A 20,793-nucleotide genomic window follows, 5' to 3' on the forward strand; every position below is an offset into this window, starting at 1 on the left:
ACATAAACGCAATATCCGAAATAAGCATGCAAATATTAACAGCCGATGTGTTGGTGGTGGGGGGTGGTACGGGTGGAACCGCTGCGGCGATCGCATCAGCGCGACGCGGTGCAAAAACAATCTTAGTCAGTGAATTTCCTTGGTTAGGCGGAATGCTTACATCAGCTGGGGTATCTGCGCCGGACGGTAATGAGTTAGAAGCGTTTCAAACAGGGCTTTGGGGCGCGTTCTTAAAGGAATTACAGCAACGACATGGAGGATTAGATCGTAGTTGGGTCAGTTTTTTCAGCTACGATCCGCGCGTAGGAGCGCAGATTTTTGCCGAGTGGGTGCAAGCATTACCCAATTTGCATTGGATTCGTGGCGAAGTGCCTTTAGAAGTTTATTACCAAGGCGGTTGTATTACTGGCGTTCGCTTTCGCGAGTTCGCGGTGACAGCAAAAATCACTCTTGATGCTACCGAATTGGGAGATATCCTTGCCTTAGCTGATGTTCCTTATCGCTGGGGTTGGGAATTGCAGTCAGAGTGGAACGAACCAAGTGCGCCAGTAAAACCTAACGCTTTAACCGCACAATACCCAGTTCAAGCACCGACTTGGGTTGTCATCATGCAAGATTATAGTACAGACATTGCACCAGAAATTGCACCCGCACCCAATTACGATGCATCAAAGTTTAGTCGTGCGTGGGAAAACTACGGTGTAGAGCAATTTTTAAACTACGGGCGCTTACCAGAAAATCGATTTATGATTAACTGGCCGATCCATGGTAATGATTACGGTGTAGGAGTAGAACGTTTAATTGCATCAAAAACCGCACAAAACGAGTTTCTGCAAGAGTGTTTTTGGCACAGTCAAAATTTCGCTTACTTTATTCAATCGCAAATCGGTTGTCGTTATGGTTTGGCGGATGTTTTTGATACAGGTTTGGCGATGCATCCTTACTACCGAGAAAGTCGTCGTGTCATCGGGTTAGATACCGTACGCGAACAGGATATCTTACCAATACCAACAGGACAAGTTGCTGCTTTTAAACCTGATGCGATCGCCTTTGGTAACTACCCAAACGATCATCATTATCCTGGTTTTGAGTTTCCCCTCACCCCCAAATCAATACGTTGGGGCGGGCGTTGGACAGGAACGCCGTTTACAATTCCTTACGGTTGTTTGATTCCCGCAACTATTGATGGATTATTAGTATGTGAGAAGAATATCTCTGTATCGCATATTGCCAATGGCGCAACTCGCTTGCAACCCGTTGTTATGGGAATTGGACAAGCGGCGGGTACGGCTGCTGCTTTGTGTGTGGAACAGGGGTGTCAACCCCGCGAATTAGCGGTGAGAACTTTACAAGAAGCATTACTTGCACAAAAAGCGGCGATCGCTCCTTTGTTTAATCTTCCGCCACAACATCCTGATTGGTTGTATTGGCAAAAATATTACTTAGATAATCCAGAAAAATACCCAGTTGATGGCAATTGCCCATGTGCTGTATATCAAGATATTCCATCAGATAATACAACCAAATTTTCGGGAACTTTTTACAAACATGATACGCAAAATTATACTATAAGAATTGACTCACCTACGGAATTTTGCGGTAGTTGGATATTAGTAACATTGCGATCGCACGTCAACCATCAGCTAGAAACTTACCCGAATAATTCACCAATCGAGGTGTCTGGAAGAATAAATTATGCTGGTAAATGGCTGCTAGTCCAAAGTATTCATACTTGATGCCATAGCAGTGCTAGTAGAATAGCTGCGATCGCACCAATCAACGTATTCAAAACATTGACTAATTCATTCGTTAGCCAGTCAAACTTGTTTTGTAGTGTCGCCCCAATTACGCTTTCCAAGTTCGTCGCGACAAACGCCGCCGCAATACAAAAAACAACTCCGAGTAAATCAATTAAACCCACACCCCAACCAACAAACGCGATCGCCCCCGAAGCAACTACGCCTGCTAACGTTCCTTCTAAAGATACTGCGCCTTCTGTACCGCGCGGGACAGGTTGAAGATTCGTAATTAAAAATGTTCTTTTACCGTATGCTTTCCCGACTTCACTTGCACAAGTATCAGAAAGTTTAGTGCTAAAACTCGCAACGTAGCCGAGTAACAGTAGCGATGCAATAAAGCGATCTCCTCCTAATGCAGAAACAACCAGAGTTCCTAAGGTACACAACGTACCAGTTAAAGCGGAACCCCAAACATTTTCAGGTCCTCGCGCGCCGGATCGCTTTTCGGCAATTCCTGCGGCTTCTTTTTGTGCCATACCGAGGCGCGTCGCTGCTGAACCGACAAGAAAATAAAACATCACTACAACGTAGCCTTGCCAACCCAAAGTTCCCCAGATGAGAACACCGAGTACCCACGCATGGAATAACCCCGCAGGCGTTAACAGTTTTTTCGGTACAATCCAAGCAATTGCTAGCAAAAGTGTGTTTAAACCCACTGCAACGAGCCAGGGATTAAGCGAATAAGTATATAGCATCTACTTTGACTCTCTGATACACGCGCCATGAATCAAACTTTATTTCATCTTGCCTTTCCCGTCACCGATATTGCGCAAGCAAAAGCATACTATGTTGATGGTTTAGGATGTATTCCTGGTCGTGAAAATAAGCACGCCTTAATCCTCAATTTATACGGTCATCAGTTAGTTGCCCACTTAACGAAAGAGCCTGTGTCTCCCCAAAAAGGCATTTATCCAAGGCATTTCGGCATTATCTTCACCTCAGAAACTGACTGGAAAGATTTGTTAGAAAGAGCACGCGCCAAAAAACTAGTCTTTCGCGAAGAAGCTAAACATCGTTTTCCCAACTCGCCTTTAGAACATCGCACCTTCTTTTTAGAAGACCCGTTCTACAACTTGATGGAATATAAGTATTACCGCTATTCTGAAGCCGTTTTTGGCAGTTCAGATTATGGTTCGATTGGCGATACTCCTGCGTCTTAAGAAGCTTCAGGTGTAGAGGAAGCAGAGGACGCAGAGGTGCAGAGGACGCAGAGGGGCAGAGGGGCAGAGGACGCAGAGGGGCAGAGGAAGAATAGTGTTTTATATAACTCATCACTCACCACTAACTAATAGCCACTCTTTCACTCATTCTTATCCCCTTAAATAGCCCTAAACCATCAGTGTTACCCAGCACAGGATCGGCGGCGCGTTCGGGGTGCGGCATCATGCCGATGACGTTACCCTTAGCGTTGCAAATACCTGCAATGTTGTTGATTGAGCCATTCGGATTTTCACCGTGATAGCGAAAGATGACTTGATTGTTGTCTTCGAGTTGTTTTATAGTGTCTTCATTAGCATAGAATTGCCCCTCGCCGTGCGCGATTGGTAGAGTAATAATCTCTCCTTGAGTATAGTTTTGCGTCCATGGTAAATCAGTGCGTTCGACTCGGAGCGGAACGCGATCGCAAATAAAGTGCAAATCGCGGTTGCGGATTAACGCACCTGGTAATAATCCCGCTTCCGTCAAAACTTGAAAACCATTGCAAATTCCCAAAACAAACTTACCTTGCTCCGCGTGCTTAACAACTTGTTGCATCACCGGCGAAAAACGGGCGATCGCACCACAGCGGAGATAATCGCCATAGCTAAAGCCGCCAGGAATAATGACGACATCAAGATCGCTAATATCCGTTTCTTCGTGCCATACCATCCGCGTTGGCTGCTGCAACACGTCGCGCGTGACATACGCAACATCGCGATCGCAATTCGACCCTGGAAACACGACAATTCCAAATTTCACACTGATACTTCCTCTCGTTCAACTAAATCAAAGCGATAGTTTTCAATCACAGGGTTAGCTAGTAGCTGATCGCAAATCGTATTTAACTGCCGCCGTGCGCTATCCTCATCCTGGGCACTTAAACGAAGTTCAATATACTTACCAATTCGCACCTGCTCAACCGTATCGTAACCCATATGCTGTAAACCAGACACAACAGCTGTGCCAGCAGGATCGAGAACCGAGGGTCGCAGAGTAACATAGATATAAGCTTGATATTTTCGCATCGCTTAGTTTTTCTTGAACCAATGCCACAAAAGATGATCCTACCGTCTTCGTTCTATTTCTGATGTAAAAACTCAGCTATTGATAACTGAATTGCCGAGTTGCTAACTGCGTCTATACTTCATAGTAAAGTATAGTTATGACTCGCGTATCGGTTTGAGCTAGCTTATGAAAATCTCCAAGTTTGATTTTTAGATAAGAAAATACCGTAAGTGTATAAGTGTCTATGAAAGCCGAACGCACTCGCAGTCAGGAGCGAATTTTAAAATTGCTCAAAAGCCTCAATAAAGCAATTTCTGCTCAAGATATTTATGTAGAATTACGCAATCGCAACCAAAGCGTGGGGCTTGCGACTGTATATCGCGCCTTAGAAGCCTTAAAACTTGAAGGCGCAGTGCAAGTGCGGACATTAGCTTCTGGCGAATCGCTTTATAGTTCTGTGCAGCAAGATAAGCACCATTTAACTTGTTTGCAGTGTGGCAGATCGATTGCTATCAATCAATGCCCTGTACACGAGCTAGAAACTCAATTGCATCAAGCTCATCAGTTTAAAATTTTCTACCACACTTTGGAATTTTTTGGACTATGCAATCAGTGTCAGATAGCCCAAGCTGCGGGTGTTGGTGCGGAGTAGGAAGCAGAGGAAGCAGGGGAGCAGAGGAAGCAGAGGAAGAATTTAAATAACTCAAAACTCAACTCATCACTAGCTACTAACCACTAACCACTCTTGCACTCACCCCTAGTTAGCGCGATCGCCATTCACCTGCGGTAAGTTATGCACACCATCTGACACAATCGAACGCATTCCTTCTATTGTGGCAGGGATACTGCGCGGATCCATAAACATGACTTTACTGCTATCGCTACTACCGATTTTTGTTCCCATGTCGAGATAATTCTGCGCGATTAAAAATTGCAGTGCTTCTCGCGCTTCCGGACTCGTTTGTAGCGTTTTTGTAATGATTTGTAATGCTTCAGCGGTGGCTTGGGCTTTGAGAACTTGCTGCTGGCGTTCGGCTTGGGCTTGTAGCACAATTGTTTTTTGGTGCGCCTCGGCTTGCAGGATTGTTGCTTTTTGTTGTGCCTCGGCTTCCAAGATTTGGGCTTCGGCTCTACCTCTAGCACTATTTACCGCCGATTCGCGATCGCCTTCGGATGTCAAAATCGCCGCGCGTTTGCGTCGTTCAGCAGACATTTGCAATTCCATCGATTCTTGCACCGCAAGCGAAGGAATAATATCGCGTAGTTCTACCCGCGTGACTTTAACTCCCCACGGATCTGTGGCAATGTCTAAATCGCGTAGTAGTATTTCATTGATTTGGGCGCGGGCTGTAAACGTTTCATCTAGCTCTAATCTGCCCATTTCCGAGCGAATTTGCGTTAATACCAAATTCACCATTGCTGATTGCAGATTTTCTACTTTGTACCAAGCTTTCTCCATATCAACAATGCGCCAGTACACAACCGCATCGACTTCAATTGAGACGTTGTCGCGCGTGATGCACTTTTGTGGCGGAATGTCAAGAACTTTTTCACGAATTGTTTCGCGAAAAACAACTTTATCGACAAAGGGAAGAACAAAGTTCAACCCTGGTTCGAGTTTTTTATTGTAACTACCGAGTCTTTCTACCAACGCTTCGTTACCTTGATTGATAACTTTCACCGAACCTGCTAAAGCAGAACCACCCAACGCTAAGGCGACAAGCAAAAATAATTCATTCATGTTCTTTTCTGTTGACGATCAAGTTACTAAATCAGAAGGAAGTTAGAAGACGCTATGCAAACTTGCGATCGCATCCTCATAAACCGCGCAGAACTTCGGTGCAAAAATACAATAGGTTTGTTTAGACTCTGTTGTAACACAGCAAAAACGATAAACTTTGCGTTTGCGAGCTAGTGCAACAGTTCTTCTGGAACAACAATCAAAGTCGTACCTTCACGGCGGACAACATAAACTTTTTGGGAAGGCGCGATCGCTAAATGTCGATCCTCACACCGCGCCCGCCAAGAATTTCCCTCATAAATCACTCTTCCATCTCTACCCGCGGGAATTTCAGTTAATGTTTCAGCAATATATGCATCTTGCAGTTTTTTCCGTTTGGGTATCAATAAACGGCGCGAGAGTAAAATCAAAGCTGCTGACAGCCCCAACCACAAAAAAGCTTGTAAGCTCAATTGAGGAATTACTAATGACACTATTGCCACAACAAAGGCACTCAGCCCCATCATAAAAGCGACAAACGCCGTTGGTAGCACTAGTTCCATTAAGCAGAGAACTGCCCCTGCTATTAACCATAACAGCGTGACGTTTATCGGCATCGTGGTGTTTAAATAGCTACCTACATACTAATCTACTGATTTAAGCACTTACTCAATCTGCTTCTCTTTAAACCACAATGGTTTCGTGCACTAGAACCGCTCGCGACTTCGAACTGTATCATTAATACCAATCTAACCTATGCTTTGCGCAATCAGGAGTGAGTTTAATTGAATTTAAAGGTTTTTTAAGCTGTCTGCGGCGGTATAAATATCAAAGCTAGGAGTGAGGTAGCAAGTAGTTAGTTTTGCGTTTTGGAAAGCGCAACAAACTCAAAGAGGCATTTCTCAAAAATGTCTCAAACTTAATACTCAACACGCTCTCAAGCTTCCTTGACTTGCAATTTCTGACTCTGACTTCTCATTTATGGCTTAAAGTGTATAACAAGGGACAATCTTATGCAAAGATAAAGAGGTTGTCTGGAATAAGCAATTGTCTTGAATAATTTTGCATTGCTTCTTGAGAGGAGAACACTCTAATTATACGTCTATGAAAGTTGGCGATCGCGTCCGCGTTAAAGAATCAGTCATCGTTTACCATCATCCCGAACATCGCGGTGAACCTTTCGATCTCAAAGGCTTAGAAGGCGAGATTGTAGGCTTTGCTAACGAATGGCAAGGCAAACCAATCAGTGCTAATTTGCCAATTCAAGTCCAGTTTACTAAAAAGTTTAAAGCGCATCTACGCGAAACTGAAATTGAGGTTCTATCCTAGTTCGGCTCGTGGCTAAGGACGATGGCGATGATTCGTTATCTAGCTCCTTGCCCGACGAAACCAACTAAAAATATTGAGTTCGCGCCGCATTTGCTCTAATTCTTGTTTATGGCATTCGGCTGTGGTAAAATACCAATCACAGTGTTGTTGCAACTCTGTGCGTATTTGCACTTCCTGATAAAATTGACGTGTCGCTTGGTAAGTCGCAAAGATTTCTTGTGTTTCTGGTGGCGGCAGTGGGATAATGTAGTGAAACTGGTTAGCCATGAGTTGAGCAAAAGTCGTCTTGCTGCAATTATAGCGATCGCGACATAGAGAAATTTGTGTCTAAATGCATAATTTAGTAGCACTGTTGCCTATCGCCTTACAACCAACCGCGTAAACGATAGATAAGTAAACCAACATATTCTTTCAAAGCCCGAGTAGACTGATGCAATCGCTCGGCTTCTGGTAGTAAATTTAACAGTTTAGCTTCAGTTGAATTACCAGCATATTGCATATCGCCACTTGACAAAAAATCGGTAGGCGCTGGAATAGCTGCAATTTTAAGTTTGTTAAAGATAGCAAGCGATCGCGGCATATGCATTGCAGAAGTAACAAGTAATACTCGATTAAACTGACGCGCTTGCAGAATTTTTTTGACATTAACTGCATTTTCGTAGGTATTGAGCGAGTCTGGTTCTTGAATAATTGCCGATTCTGGTACGCCCAACTGCTGCATCACAATTGCCATATCAGCAGATTCCGATGAACCAGCAGCACCACTCCAATCGATCCGCCCACCGCTAAGAATCACAAAAGGCGCTTTTTTTTGATGATACAACTGCGCCGCATAAAACATGCGATCGCTTTCTTCAGATAAGTCGACAGAAGGGCGCGGCGGAAATGCAGGCTTAGTAGCACCGCCCAAAACGACGATGGCGTCAGCATTAGGTAATTCCTGCGGAATATTTTGAAATTCGAGCGATCGCACTAAAGAGCGCGAAACCCAGCCGTTACTCGCCAATAACAAAACGACAAGGGCTATAGTTAATGCAGTGGAGGCTTGACGCGGTTTTTTCCACAACGTCACTAGCGCAAATACGATTAAAATACACGCCAATCCTAGCGGATAGAAAAATAATGGTAATAACTTTGATAAATACAAAAACATCCTTGTTCACTGATTGCGTCAGGTTCAGTAACAAGAATAAACGCTAAATCTGTAAGTAACTAGGTAAAAACTGGTTGTAAATCCAAAACAAACCCAGGAAGAACACCTTCACCAGATAATGTTGTCGGCGCTGCTAAAATTTCAACTTCTTCTTGCCCAGCGCGATAAATTTCAACTTGTTTAGTACTAGGATTAATTAACTAACCTAACTGTAAACCGTTGTCTAAGTACTCTCGCATTTTCGCTTGAGTGTCAGCCAACTCCTCGGTTTCTGAAAGCAGTTCAATCACAAAATCTGGACACAAGGGTAAAAACTTTTTTCTTTGCGCTTGAGTTAAAGCATTCCAGCGCTCAATTCTTACCCAAGAAACATCAGGAGAACGAGTTGCACCATTTGGTAGGCGAAAACCTGTCGAGGAGTCAAAAGCTTTTCCTAAGCGATTTTGGCGATTCCAATTACCAAGATCAATATAAATTTCAAAGTTTCTATTTCCTGTTTCTCCTCCGGTAGGTGGCATAATAATTAGTTCTCCCCTGGTAGTTAATTCTAGTCGCAACTCGCGGTTAGCAGCGGCGAGTTGTTCAAACTGCTCATCCGTCAGTTTGAGAACGGGGGGAAGTTGTAGAGTAACGCTCATATCACGCCAAATTTTAGGATTAATACCGGAAAAAGTGCGATCGCTTCTTCTTAAGTGTAATTAAATAGCGATCGCACTTCTTAAAATTACTAACTATCGATAAGTCAATTTTGGTTCTGGTTGTCCCTTCACGATTTCTTCTGCTACTTTAAAATCTTGCGCGATTAATCGTGCCGTCATTTTCGCCGACATCATGACGCTGGGAGTTCCCGCCCCTGGTTGCGTTCCTGCACCGACAAGGTAGAGATTCGTGATATCTTCGCTACGATTGTGCGGACGGAAAAACGCTGACTGATATAACCGAGGTTCGGGACCAAAAGCATTACCAACATACGAATTGAGTGTATGCTCGAAGTAATCTGGCGTAATAAAGCTTTTGTAAACTATACGCTCAGTCAGTCCTGGTAAATAGCCGCGTTCGTCGATAAACTTCAAAACTTTATCCGCCAAGGGTTCTCCCAATTGTTGCCAATTTAACTTAGAACCATTATGCGGTACGGGTAATAGCGTATATGCCGCATGATGACCAGGAGGCGCGAGGGAAGGATCGGTTAACGTGGGAACGTGTAAATATTGTGAGAAATCTGCCGCTAAAATTTTTCGTCCAAAGATATCTCTTAAAAGTTCTTCATAGCGTGGACCAAGAATGATCGTATGGTGGCGCAGTTTTTCTGCTTCGCGCCCATCGGCTTTGAATCCAAAATAAATGACAAACAAGGACATCGACTGCTGAGTGAGTTTGATACGGGTGTCACTATTCCATCGTCGATACTTCGAGTCGATTAATTTGCCGTAAGTATTCGCCCAATCGCCGTTAGATACTACTAGATCGGCATTTAATACGCTACCATCTGCTAAAGTGATACCTGTCGCAACTTTTTTGCGCCCTTGGCGCGTGACATTAATTTTGCTAACTTCGGAATTATAAATAATTTTGCCACCGAGTTCTTCAAACTTACGCACAAAGCCCTTAACAAGTGCGCCAGTTCCACCCATCGCAAAATGGATACCCCAGGTTTTCTCGACAAAGTGAATCATCGCGTAGATTGCGGGAACCGATAGAGGATTTCCACCGACTAGTAAAGTTTCAAAACTAAAGACTTGGCGCAGCTTGTCGCTTTTAAAATACTTGCTACTGAAGCTAAAAAGATTGCGCACCGCATCCAAACGAATGAGATCCGGAGCAACTTTGAGCATCGATCCAACCGTGCCAAAGTGAGTGTAACCTAGTTCCAAAAAGCCGCGATCGAAAATTGCTTTCGCATCCTTGTGAAATCGTTCGTAGCCCTCTAAATCGCCAGGTTCGCCCAAGCGCTGAATCTGTTCGCGGGTATGCACTGGATCGCCATCGTAGTCGAAGAAAGAACCATCGTCGAAATAGATGCGATAAAACGGCAAAATCGGTACAATTTTGACATAACGACTCGTGTTTGAGCCACCAGAAACGCCAGTTTTAATGCGTTTGCTTTCATCTAGAATTTCCTCTGGAAAGTCTGGCGTGGCGAGATCGGCGCGATCGCGTTCGAGGGAAAATAATTCTTCGATAAAATGGGGAACTGTGATTACGGTAGGTCCCATATCAAAAGTAAATCCATCCACGTGGCGCACGTACGCCCGTCCACCAGGACTATCGAGTTTTTCTACAATGGTGGTGTCGAATCCCAAGCTTTGCAGGCGAATTCCCATAGCTAACCCACCAATACCGGCTCCGATTACAATAGCCTGCTGGCGACTCATACTCAACTCCTCTCAGGAATTTAACAATCTTTAATCTTTCCTTATTATGCCTTTATCTACAAGCGACGCGGCGATCGCAACACCCGTAGCCCAATGTACAATATGAGTAATCACGTAGAAGTAAAATGAACTTTAAAAGTTGGTAACTGGTCATTGGTCATTGTTAAGTGCTAACAGCTTTCCCATTACCGATTACCCAATACCGAATCCAAATCGCTAAGCTCTCATGTGCCAACTGCTGGGAATGAACTGCAATGTTCCAACAGATATTTGTTTTTCGTTTGAGGGCTTTTCGGCGCGGGGAGGAAGAACCGACGAACATCAAGACGGTTGGGGTATTGCCTTTTTTGAGGGTTTGGGGTGTCGTATCTTTCTAGATGCTAAACCGGCGATCGCTTCTCCTGTTGCAGATTTAGTACGACGCTATCCAATTCACTCAACGCACGTAATTGCGCATATTCGTAAAGCAACTCAAGGGGGAATTGCGTTAGTCAACTGTCATCCTTTTCAGCGCGAACTTTGGGGAAGATATTGGGTATTTGCGCACAATGGCAATCTTTTAGATTTTCACGCGCACACAAACTTTTATCAGCCTGTAGGTCAAACTGATAGCGAACGCGCATTTTGCTTAATTCTTGAAACTTTACGACAAAGCTTTCCTACGGGTAAACCTCGGTTAGAAAAACTATATCCTGTGCTGCAAGAAATTACTGCAACCATAGCAGCTAAAGGGATTTTTAACTATTTACTTTCTGATGGCGAACACTTTTTTACCTACTGCTCGACAAAGCTATGCTACATTGTCCGGCAAGCACCTTTTGCCGCAGCACATTTAATCGATGAAGATATTACTGTCGATTTTCAGAAATTAACAACACCAAGCGATCGCGTTGCTGTCATTGCAACTACTCCTCTCACTGATAACGAAGTCTGGACGCAAATTTCTCCTGGAGAACTCACGGTTTTTCAGGATGGCTTACCTTACCAATTTTAAAAATCTTCTTCCTCAGAACAGAATATATTAGTGGAGTTAAGAATAATTTGCAACTAGCTATAAGAAAAGCGACACTCTCCAGTTAAGATTCAATCTACTTGCAGGAGAATGCCACCAGTCACCTTGTCTTTTTTAAGTGGAGGTATCTTGGTATGAGCGCTTTGTCTAGCTCATTATTGCAATAGATTCTTAATTAGGTCAAGTAGTTTTTGGTTGGATTTGAAAATAAGTACGAAGCAAAAAGGCAAAAAGTTAAAGGCAGAAAGTAAGAGATTTTGTAGCAGTGATTGTGGAGCAACGTAGCTGTTGCTAAGATACAATGTTATTTTCCAGTTATTTCCCATTACCAAATCATTGTCATTAGGCTAGATTGGCTAGGACTAAATTGAAATGGGACTAAATTGAAAAATGATTAGAAGTCTTAACGCACCAATCATCTAAAAGTAATCCCACCTCAGGTGGGACTAAGTTTTAGTTTTAATTTCTCATTTAACCTGTGGACAAAAGAGTTCAAGGAAGTTAGACTGGTGGCAATTTTTAACGTCATAATAAAAAGACTTAAGCTAGATGCACTATTGCGAGTTTTTCTGGCAGTGCACAGGATTCTCTCCTTATCCTTGGCAGAAGCGTTTCTCGACTTGGAGCGGTAAATCAATCGCGGTAGTCGCTGCGCCTACAGGGGCGGGTAAAGAATTTGGGGTTGAGATTCCTTGGCTTTACTGCCATAAGATGAGTATTCCCACAACAGCCCGATTAATTTACGCATTGCCTACGCGATCGCTAGTAGAACAGGTTTATGAAAATACGCTTGAAGTTGTAACTAAATCAGGTTTGCCGATTAAGGTGTATTGCCTCAAAGGTGGCTTAGTTGAACACGGCTTTGAACAAGACTTAACTCAACCTGCGATTCTCATTGGCACGCAAGATCAGCTATTGTCACGTGCTTTAAATCGTGGCTTTGGCGTATCGTGGGGACAACGCCCGCTGCACTGTGCTGCCCTAACGAACGATTGCCGTTGGGTTTTAGATGAAATTCAGCTGACAGGTGTTGCTTACAGCACTTTGGTGCAACTTTATAAACACTGGCAAGAGTTGGGAACTTATGGACAAACTCAACTGTGCTTAATGTCTGCAACCTTCGATGATAGACCCCTGCACGGATTAGAGGTAGAGCGATTTGAGCTAAGTACAGAAGATATGGCGCATTCGTTATTAGCCGCGAAAGTCATGCGCCCGAAGCCTGTCTTTAGAGCCACCGTTGCGGATGTTGCCGATGTTGCGGCTTTAGTAAAAGCTCATCACTTGCCAGGAAGCTTATCGCTTGCAGTTGTTAATACAGTAGAGCGCGCGCGGGAAGTTGGCAAATTGCTGTTTGACTTAGCGCCACTCGTCATTCATAGTCAGTTTTTAGGCATTGACCGCGAGAAGTTACAGCAGAAGCTCAAAAGTTATCAAGGAGTCATTGTTGCGACTCAAGTTGTGGAAGCAGGCGTAGATTTAGATGCCGATCTGTTGATTACAGAACTATGCCCTTGGTCCTCGTTTGTACAACGCTGTGGGCGGTGTGGGCGCAAGCGAACAGAGAATGCAGTGCAGATTCATTGGCTTGACTACCAGCAGCAATGGAAACCGCTTCCTTATGATGCTCCAGAATGCGAAGCAACTCGCGATCGCTTGCTCAAACTATCAGATGCAAGTCTCCATCACCTTGCTGAAATTCCTTTACCAAAATTGGATTTACCAAGCTACCAGTTGACGAAGCGCGATGTCCAAACGTTCTTCTGTACCCACTACAAAAACCGAGACACAACATACACAATTTCCCAATATGTTCGCGATCCGACAGCTTTCACCGTGTCGGTAGTGTGGTCGATTGAGCCACCAGAACGCCTACCACATCAAAAATTTACGTGCCCAGTTCCAACTAAAGAGCTAACAGATTTCTGCAAGTCTTATAGCGTTATCCCGCTAGTTTGGGGTGAGGATGCTTGGGAGAACAAAGAACCAAAACACGGTGATGTTGTGTGGCTACCACTCGCTGCTGGCGGCTATTCACACGAAAGAGGATGGACAGCAAACCCTGACGATCAATGCCAAGCATACAGTTTGGAAGTAGAACCACAGTACAATGACCCGCCCTTTCCCTATGCTTTGCCGTTAGGAATTCACTTGCAAGATACCGAAGCAGCATTGCGCGAGGTGATTCCCTATCTCCAAATGCTGAAAATTCCTGAAAGGCTGATCGAGGAACTTTGTCGCTGTGCGCGGTGGCATGATTGGGGTAAAGCACATCAGGTTTGGCAAGCTTATGCACAGGCGGATCGAGGAGAACTCTTAGCAAAGTCTACAAAGTACGGTTCTCCAATGCAAATGAAAGGTTATCGCCATGAGTTAGCAAGTGCGATCGCTGCAGCAACTCAAGGTGCTGCGTTTTTGTCGCAATACCTCATTGCCGCGCATCACGGCAAAGTCCGCGATAGTTTGTGGCCTACTAACCCCAAAGAACGATTTAACAAACAAGTTTTAAGAGGCGTTGAATTGGGGACGCACCTACCTAGCGTAGAGATTTCAGGCGTTGAGGTACTACCTGCGGTGGAATTGACGATTTCTGGTAATGCAGGTAACTGGGAGCGACAAGTCAGGAATTTACTGCGCGAGTACGGACCATTCAGACTTATTTACCTCGAAGCCATAATTCGCAATGCGGATGTGAAAGCATCTCGATATCGTGAGGAGCAAGCAAAACATGGTAACAGCAACTAAGGCAGTCGCCTTTCCTCATCTAACACCCACAACCGCGATCGCATGGTTAAAAGCCGTGGGATTATTGCGATTGTCTGGAGCTAGAGGTTACTGGGATGACTGTTTTTATTTACTAGATATATCAGCAGAAGATTTAGTTAAGAACATCCTCAACAACTATCAACCGAAACCTTTTCTTAGTCCTTGGAATAACGGCAGCCTTGTCAACAAAAATGAGTTTCAGCGAGTTTTAGCATCTCAATCTGAGCGCTATAGATTGATGCGCGAGGGATACGCGGAACTACAAAATGCGATGCAATCGTTGGACACCGTAGGACAATCAGCGGCGCAAAAAAAGCTAACGCTGATGGCTGATCTCCCTAAGCGAGTGGGCAACCATCACTGGTTGGAATGGATTAATGCAGTTGGGCTAATGACCAACACGCAAACAGGATCGAGGTTTCTTTGCAATGACTTACTCGGAACGGGCGGTAATATAGGCACAACGGAATTTTGTACAGCTTATTTCCAAGTTTGCACGCAACTGTGGGATTTAGACACAGGAGAACCATCACCTGAGACAGCAGCCTTTATTCGAGCTTCGGTGTTGGGCGAGTCGCAGTCAAAAACACTACTACCGCAAGCTTTATTGGGTCATACTTATCCAGTTGCTGACTATTTCGACGACTTAGCTCCTGCGGGTACGTCTCCAGCAGACTATTTAGATAACGGTGGTAGATCATCGCAACTGGCTAATCCTGTTGACTTGATTCTGTATCTTGAAGGAGCCACAACATTTACAGGGAAAGCAATTCCGCTTAATGAAGTTGCAGAAGGCGGTCAGGAATACACCATAGCGGCTTATCCACTGCTTTTAGAGGTGAACTCTGGGAGTGCAGATACGAGCGATCGCACTGGGCGGGCGTATGAAGTTTGGCTACCTTTGTGGGAGCAACCAATGGACTGGGAAGACTTTCAAGATATAGTCACAACCGACTTGGCGTTTCGGCTCAAAAATCAGGTCGTCGATACCATCGATATGCTCGATGTCATTACTCAAGCAAATGACTATTGCGGAGGACTATCCCGATTTGCTCGATTTGGTCTTTGGACGCGCAAAGGGCAGGGCAAATACCTAATTTATGTAGGACTTGCTACCCCTGGAAAAACAGATTTTGCCGCTGAACTAAGAAAATGGCGACTGCAAGCGCGTCCTAGCGAAAAACAACCGCAAGCACAATACAACCTACTCACAGCGATTCAGAAAACGCTTTATCGCCTGCAACAAGGTAATGCGGAGGTCACTACAGCTATTCGTCTTTTAGGGCAGCTAGAGGTATTGCACGGTCGAATTAAAACCAAAGTGCCTCCAGTTCCGCAACTCAGTGAGAAATGGGTTGAAGCAGTTTATCAAGAATATCCGATGGCTGAAGTTGAGTTAGCCGCTGCATTGGCGAGTACTGCACCGACACACGTAGATTCTGGTCATTCATACCCGTTTCGACGGCTGTTGTCATCGGCAAGATATGGCAATAACGACACTTGGTTTTGGTCGGATGAACATCACCACAAGTTGAAGACGTTTTCTTTAGAAGCGTTGTGCGTATCGCTACTTCACTTGTGGAATGAACTGTGGGAAAGAGATAAATATCATCCTGCCCACGGTTGGACGTACCGCGCTAGCCCTTCGGCGATCGCCACTTTCATCGCTGGACGTACCAACGATCAGCTAATTCTAGAGCTAGCTTTGGGGTTCGCACTTTGTAAAATTCCTAGCAAATTAGCACCTTTTTCTCATACTCAGCCTTTACCAGAGCCTTACAAATATGCTGCCTCTCTTCAGTGGTGCCGCAATACCTCGTTGAGCGCTCAGACTGTAAATGCTTTATTGGCTGGCTCTACTGTACCGCTAAGTCGGCAACTTGCCGCAATGCAAAAGCTAGTGGTATTGCCGAGTGCGATCGCTGTTGGTAAACGCTGTGCGCTGGCGCTTGTTTTTCCCTGTCAACCTTTTCATCAATTAGGAGAAGCTCATGCTTAACGTAATTACTGTCGAATTTGAATCTGCCCTGCCCACTGTTAAACCTCCTACCTTTTTAGATGTCGGTGTTTCTCAAGCCTATTTACCTTGGGAACAGCGGCTTGATGTTGTATTACACACACCGCAAGCAACAGCTAATTTAATTGAAGATAGCATTTGGGACAGCGTGAATCATACTCTAATTCCTGAACTTGCGGGATTACCTTTTGTCGAAATCTATACAAAATCAGGGCAGTACATCGCTAGCACTTTAGATCTACCTCACCGTTTGGGAACTGGCTATCTACTCAAGAACAAACACGCCCAACTCGATGGGCAACGGTTTCGCGAAGGCTTGCGACAGCGGATTAGAGACAGCGGAGTTTATCAAGCGGCATTTGCGCTGTGTCCTATGAGTATTGTTCTAGGCAGCTTTTATGCCCATATTGCTGGAGTATACCGCATTCCCCGAGTTCTATCGGGCGAGTTTGTTGCAGAAAATGCAATTTCCATGCCGACTGGCGGGGCAGTTCACGATCCGGTTTCTGCTCGTGGTAAAGGAGTGAATCTCAAGCATATGTTTGCTGTCAAAAATGACAAGGATCAGGCAGTGAAAAAACCAAGTGAAGCAGGTTTAGGAAATATTGTTTACGTGCGTGAAAGTTTTAAAGCACAACGCTATATAGGACGATTTGTGATCGATACTCGTCTGGTCGATAAATCTAACTTAGATAGTCGAGCTAAGCATCTGATTCAGGTACTGAGTGAATATCTCGTGCGTCGCTTACTATCTGAGCCTGTGACGTTACGGACTGAATGCTATTTGATACCCCAGTCAGAGACAGGTTTGCAGAAATTGTCTCCTCTTGAGGAATTAGAGCAGCAAGTCAAAGCTGCGATTGAAAATTGTGCGGATCTGTTTGAAAAAGTACGGGTTGTCGTACCAGATGACCAAGTGCAATTTGCTGAAGAAGAGGAAGCTGTTGAAGCATGATCCACATTAAAATTCAATTCCACACCAACCAATATCAAGCTTGTGCTTGGGGAAACCTGCACGCTGAAGGAGTTATTGACTGGCCTCCTGCTCCCTGGCGGATTTTGCGATCGCTCGTTGCAGGGGCTTATAATGTTAATCTTTCGGAGACATACCAGCCAACATTAAAGGCATTACTGCACAAGTTAGCTACAGCACAGCCGAGTTATACTTTGCCCTCAACAACTTATATTCAGCATCGCAGTCCCCGCCCGCAGGTCAACTCAAAAACGGCTAAGGTAGCTTCAGGAAAAACGCTTTACTCCGCAGGCTTGCTGATGTCTAGCCAGCAGAACGAGTTATATATTCATTGGTCAGTAACGCTGGCTGAAATAGAAGAATTGGTGTTGAGCTTATGCTTGTCTGGGTTAACGTACTTTGGTCGCAAAGAGTCGGTAGCAACGATGAAGCTAGTAGACACAGCACCAGAACCAAACGCTGAGCCAGACACTCAAGGAACACGAATTGTTGCGATCGCCGATCCGGATCTAGATGCAGATACTCTATGGAATGCATTGAACTTGTCTGCGCATGAAAACTATGGAGTCAATCGTTCAGCAGTGTTTCCAGGTATCCGATGGGCAACTTATCGAATTGACCAACTTCAATTACAACCGCAAGCAGATGAGCAGCAGCGTACGCATAGTGTCACCTTAGCAGTTTCAGGTTCTCCTAAACTCCCATTTAACTTAGCACTTCTCTTAACGCATCGGTTGCATCAAGCTTTGATTAGTCGTTGTCCTGCACCCGTTTTTACTGGACAGGAAATGGGTGAACCAAGTAAAAAACATGACCATACGATTTTTCAGTGTCTTCCCGATCGTACAGGGCGTTACGTTGAGCAAGTCAGACTTTACAGCTACAGTGGCTATAGCTTAGAAGCATTAGCTGCGATCGCCAGTTGTTCTGATTTACCTGGAGTTGCGCGTGGTTACGATCTTAAGCTTGCGATCGCTGATATTGGAAGCAATGAGCAAGTTTCCGAGGATTGGATATCATCTACGCCGTTTTTTCTTTCCCGATTTCCTGCTGTTCGTCGCGGTAAACCTCGGATGCTGTCAGCACGTTACCAAAAGGATGGTCCAGAACATCAAGTTCTTCAATATCTGCAATATCTTCCCTGGTTAAACCTTCAGGGAACTCCTACTTACCGAGAGTACAAAGATCATTTAGCGCTCTGTCTCGACGGTGAGGTTGCTATTGTTGCATCCTGTAAACCATTTCCAGGATTTTGGAAATGGGAATCTGAGTGTCGCCAGGGTAAAAAGGTGGGGCAAGTTGGCTATCAAGTGCGGTTAAAGTTTGCCACTATGGTGACTGGACCAATTATCCTAGGGTATGCAGCACACTACGGCTTAGGCGCAATGGTTCCCACGCGCGAGTGGGTGGGTGTTTATCAAGGAATCATTCAGAATAATGATGTGTTAATGATTTCAGCCAATTAGTTCGCTATAGATTCGCGCATTTGCTGAAACGGTTGTATATCAATGATTTCAAACATCCTCTTGTACTTGTGAACCAGTGATTAGTATAATTGTTTTGACAAATGCGAAAGCAATCGCGCACTCGAACCTTGAAAACCTCATACAGAAAAACTTCGAGAGAGCCGCAGTAGAAATCCCTTTTATTGAAGGGACTAAATTGAAACCTCTGGCAGCCTCAGCTGTTACTGCCTCTACTAGGTAGTAGAAATCCCTTTTATTGAAGGGACTAAATTGAAACTGTATACTTGGAATATACAAAGGGAGGGAAAAGTAGAAATCCCTTTTATTGAAGGGACTAAATTGAAACTAGCCGCTAACCCCGCAGCCAAATATCCCAGTCAATTCAACGACAGAGTAGAAATCCCTTTTATTGAAGGGACTAAATTGAAACTGATTCTCAAACTCTCGCTGCTGTAGAAGTTTCTGCGGTAGAAATCCCTTTTATTGAAGGGACTAAATTGAAACAAATGCGCAATGCGGGCAAGTGTGTCGTCTTTTGGGTAGAAATCCCTTTTATTGAAGGGACTAAATTGAAACGGCAGTTCGGTGGCTATCCGGAGATAAATCAGGTTTGTGTAGAAATCCCTTTTATTGAAGGGACTAAATTGAAACACGCCTTGACCAAAACTCTCCTAGCTTCTACCAGTAGAAATCCCTTTTATTGAAGGGACTAAATTGAAACTTTTCTAAGTAAAAAGAAAAACGATTTCCTGGAGTAGAAATCCCTTTTATTGAAGGGACTAAATTGAAACCTAAGATTTCTCCTTTTTTTAGAGGAAAGATTTCCGCGAGTAGAAATCCCTTTTATTGAAGGGACTAAATTGAAACTAGAAGAGCCTAGAAGACCAGGTGATGCCCTTTTAAGGTAGAAATCCCTTTTATTGAAGGGACTAAATTGAAACGTCAATGGCAGAATGCTTCCTGCACCTTCTATTTGTAGAAATCCCTTTTATTGAAGGGACTAAATTGAAACGTGGACGCTACTGCGCGATTGTGAGTCTAAAATGCGCGGTAGAAATCCCTTTTATTGAAGGGACTAAATTGAAACCGAAAACCCGGAGGACGAAAGTATCCGTAGAAGATTGTAGAAATCCCTTTTATTGAAGGGACTAAATTGAAACTTTAAGCGCGATCGCTTTTTGCAATTCCATCCCCAGTAGAAATCCCTTTTATTGAAGGGACTAAATTGAAACAGATCCAGTTTCGGCAGCGATCATTGTCCACAGAATGTAGAAATCCCTTTTATTGAAGGGACTAAATTGAAACGTAGGGGAGAGTACCTTGCGTGGCTCCCCACAAATTGGTAGAAATCCCTTTTATTGAAGGGACTAAATTGAAACGACAAACTACCTGAAACGCTCTCCCTGACGGAGTTTGTAGAAATCCCTTTTATTGAAGGGACTAAATTGAAACTTTCTGAGCGACTTTGGCTAGAACACATGCTGGAGTAGAAATCCCTTTTATTGAAGGGACTAAATTGAAACCTTCTAAAGGAACATCGAAATAATTGCATAGCACTATTTCAAAGTAGAAATCCCTTTTATTGAAGGGACTAAATTGAAACTAGGTGATGGATTACAATGCAGCCTACGTTTGCTTTCGTAGAAATCCCTTTTATTGAAGGGACTAAATTGAAACTTCCCGGTAAGGAACCTCAAAAGTGGGGTAGTGGGTAGAAATCCCTTTTATTGAAGGGACTAAATTGAAACCCCACTGGTCGGTGACAGGCTCAACCCAGCGATCGCGAGTAGAAATCCCTTTTATTGAAGGGACTAAATTGAAACAAAGCCGCATTACGCAAAGGGGACGCAGCCGCGATCGTAGAAATCCCTTTTATTGAAGGGACTAAATTGAAACAATCCAGGATTTCACCCTACCAGTGACAGCTACCAGCGTAGAAATCCCTTTTATTGAAGGGACTAAATTGAAACTGACGCGC

Annotated in this window: 17 protein-coding genes, 1 pseudogene and 1 CRISPR repeat array (1 of these 19 only partly in view); of the genes and pseudogenes, 9 read left to right on the plus strand and 9 right to left on the minus strand. The window is 44.2% G+C overall.

The window, feature by feature from the left end; genetic code table 11:
• Nucleotides 1-26: 26 nt before the first annotated feature.
• Nucleotides 27-1,736, plus strand: coding sequence for an FAD-dependent oxidoreductase (locus tag B1A85_RS08245; RefSeq protein ID WP_104546434.1), 1,710 nt, complete (start codon nt 27-29; stop codon nt 1,734-1,736).
• Here the strand turns inward: B1A85_RS08245 and B1A85_RS08250 are convergent.
• Nucleotides 1,727-2,494: a TIGR00297 family protein gene (locus B1A85_RS08250; RefSeq protein ID WP_104546435.1), complete on the minus strand. Its 768-nt coding sequence runs from the start codon at nt 2,492-2,494 to the stop codon at nt 1,727-1,729. The genes B1A85_RS08245 and B1A85_RS08250 overlap by 10 nt on opposite strands.
• Before the next feature lie 27 nt (nt 2,495-2,521).
• Between B1A85_RS08250 and B1A85_RS08255 the strand changes: the two genes are divergently transcribed.
• On the plus strand, nt 2,522-2,959 hold the full coding sequence (locus B1A85_RS08255; RefSeq protein WP_104546436.1) for a VOC family protein: 438 nt from the start codon (nt 2,522-2,524) through the stop codon (nt 2,957-2,959).
• A gap of 121 nt (nt 2,960-3,080) precedes the next feature.
• On the opposite strand, the gene purQ is transcribed toward B1A85_RS08255, so the two are convergent.
• Complete coding sequence (gene purQ / locus B1A85_RS08260; RefSeq protein ID WP_104546437.1) at nt 3,081-3,758, minus strand: phosphoribosylformylglycinamidine synthase subunit PurQ; 678 nt, start codon at nt 3,756-3,758, stop codon at nt 3,081-3,083.
• The gene (gene purS / locus B1A85_RS08265) at nt 3,755-4,024 is read right to left on the minus strand and encodes a phosphoribosylformylglycinamidine synthase subunit PurS (RefSeq protein ID WP_104546438.1); all 270 of its coding nucleotides are present in this window, start codon (nt 4,022-4,024) and stop codon (nt 3,755-3,757) included. The genes purQ and purS overlap by 4 nt, the downstream gene beginning before the upstream one ends.
• 224 nt (nt 4,025-4,248) lie before the next feature.
• Here purS and B1A85_RS08270 point away from each other — a divergent pair, with 224 nt between their 5' ends.
• Nucleotides 4,249-4,656 (plus strand): Fur family transcriptional regulator, encoded by a 408-nt coding sequence (locus B1A85_RS08270; RefSeq protein ID WP_104546439.1) that lies wholly within the window; start codon nt 4,249-4,251, stop codon nt 4,654-4,656.
• 105 nt (nt 4,657-4,761) lie between these two features.
• Here B1A85_RS08270 and B1A85_RS08275 read toward each other — a convergent pair whose 3' ends face one another.
• Together B1A85_RS08275 and B1A85_RS08280 are read right to left on the minus strand one after the other, a co-directional pair.
• Nucleotides 4,762-5,745 carry an SPFH domain-containing protein gene (locus tag B1A85_RS08275; protein WP_104546440.1) on the minus strand — a complete coding sequence of 328 codons (984 nt, stop codon included), beginning with the start codon at nt 5,743-5,745 and terminating at the stop codon, nt 4,762-4,764.
• A gap of 170 nt (nt 5,746-5,915) precedes the next feature.
• On the minus strand, nt 5,916-6,341 hold the full coding sequence (locus tag B1A85_RS08280) for an NfeD family protein (RefSeq protein WP_104546441.1): 426 nt from the start codon (nt 6,339-6,341) through the stop codon (nt 5,916-5,918).
• A 487-nt stretch (nt 6,342-6,828) separates the two neighbouring features.
• On the opposite strand from B1A85_RS08280, the gene B1A85_RS08285 reads away from it, so the two are divergent.
• Nucleotides 6,829-7,053: a ferredoxin-thioredoxin reductase variable chain gene (locus tag B1A85_RS08285; protein ID WP_104546442.1), complete on the plus strand. Its 225-nt coding sequence runs from the start codon at nt 6,829-6,831 to the stop codon at nt 7,051-7,053.
• A 39-nt stretch (nt 7,054-7,092) separates the two neighbouring features.
• Here B1A85_RS08285 and B1A85_RS08290 read toward each other — a convergent pair whose 3' ends face one another.
• The 4 genes and pseudogenes from B1A85_RS08290 to crtI all read right to left on the minus strand — a co-directional run bounded on the left by B1A85_RS08290 (nt 7,093) and on the right by crtI (nt 10,581).
• Nucleotides 7,093-7,320, minus strand: coding sequence for a hypothetical protein (locus B1A85_RS08290; RefSeq protein WP_104546443.1), 228 nt, complete (start codon nt 7,318-7,320; stop codon nt 7,093-7,095).
• A gap of 97 nt (nt 7,321-7,417) precedes the next feature.
• On the minus strand, nt 7,418-8,206 hold the full coding sequence (locus B1A85_RS08295; RefSeq protein WP_104546444.1) for a YdcF family protein: 789 nt from the start codon (nt 8,204-8,206) through the stop codon (nt 7,418-7,420).
• A gap of 59 nt (nt 8,207-8,265) precedes the next feature.
• Nucleotides 8,266-8,844: pseudogene (locus tag B1A85_RS08300) on the minus strand (Uma2 family endonuclease).
• A gap of 93 nt (nt 8,845-8,937) precedes the next feature.
• Complete coding sequence (crtI, locus tag B1A85_RS08305; RefSeq protein WP_104546445.1) at nt 8,938-10,581, minus strand: phytoene desaturase family protein; 1,644 nt, start codon at nt 10,579-10,581, stop codon at nt 8,938-8,940.
• A gap of 226 nt (nt 10,582-10,807) precedes the next feature.
• Here crtI and B1A85_RS08310 point away from each other — a divergent pair, with 226 nt between their 5' ends.
• From B1A85_RS08310 to csb2, 5 genes are all read left to right on the plus strand, one after another.
• Nucleotides 10,808-11,575 carry a class II glutamine amidotransferase gene (locus B1A85_RS08310; RefSeq protein WP_104546446.1) on the plus strand — a complete coding sequence of 256 codons (768 nt, stop codon included), beginning with the start codon at nt 10,808-10,810 and terminating at the stop codon, nt 11,573-11,575.
• 567 nt (nt 11,576-12,142) lie between these two features.
• Nucleotides 12,143-14,338 (plus strand): CRISPR-associated helicase Cas3', encoded by a 2,196-nt coding sequence (gene cas3 / locus B1A85_RS08315; protein WP_104546447.1) that lies wholly within the window; start codon nt 12,143-12,145, stop codon nt 14,336-14,338.
• A complete protein-coding gene (gene csx17, locus B1A85_RS08320; RefSeq protein ID WP_104546448.1) occupies nt 14,322-16,358 on the plus strand; it encodes a type I-U CRISPR-associated protein Csx17 in 2,037 nt (678 codons plus the stop codon). Before cas3 ends, csx17 begins: the two co-directional genes overlap by 17 nt.
• Nucleotides 16,351-17,331 carry a type I-U CRISPR-associated RAMP protein Csb1/Cas7u gene (gene cas7u / locus B1A85_RS08325; RefSeq protein WP_104546449.1) on the plus strand — a complete coding sequence of 327 codons (981 nt, stop codon included), beginning with the start codon at nt 16,351-16,353 and terminating at the stop codon, nt 17,329-17,331. The genes csx17 and cas7u overlap by 8 nt, the downstream gene beginning before the upstream one ends.
• Entirely contained in the window at nt 17,328-18,815 is a 1,488-nt protein-coding gene (csb2, locus tag B1A85_RS08330) for a type I-U CRISPR-associated protein Csb2 (protein ID WP_104546450.1), read from the plus strand. Before cas7u ends, csb2 begins: the two co-directional genes overlap by 4 nt.
• A gap of 166 nt (nt 18,816-18,981) precedes the next feature.
• Nucleotides 18,982-20,793: a CRISPR direct-repeat array (repeat unit 37 nt; unit sequence GTAGAAATCCCTTTTATTGAAGGGACTAAATTGAAAC) (it continues 6,232 nt past the right edge of the window).

It is taken from the genome of Chroococcidiopsis sp. TS-821, assembly GCF_002939305.1.
Taxonomy (GTDB): Bacteria; Cyanobacteriota; Cyanobacteriia; order Cyanobacteriales; family Chroococcidiopsidaceae; genus Chroogloeocystis.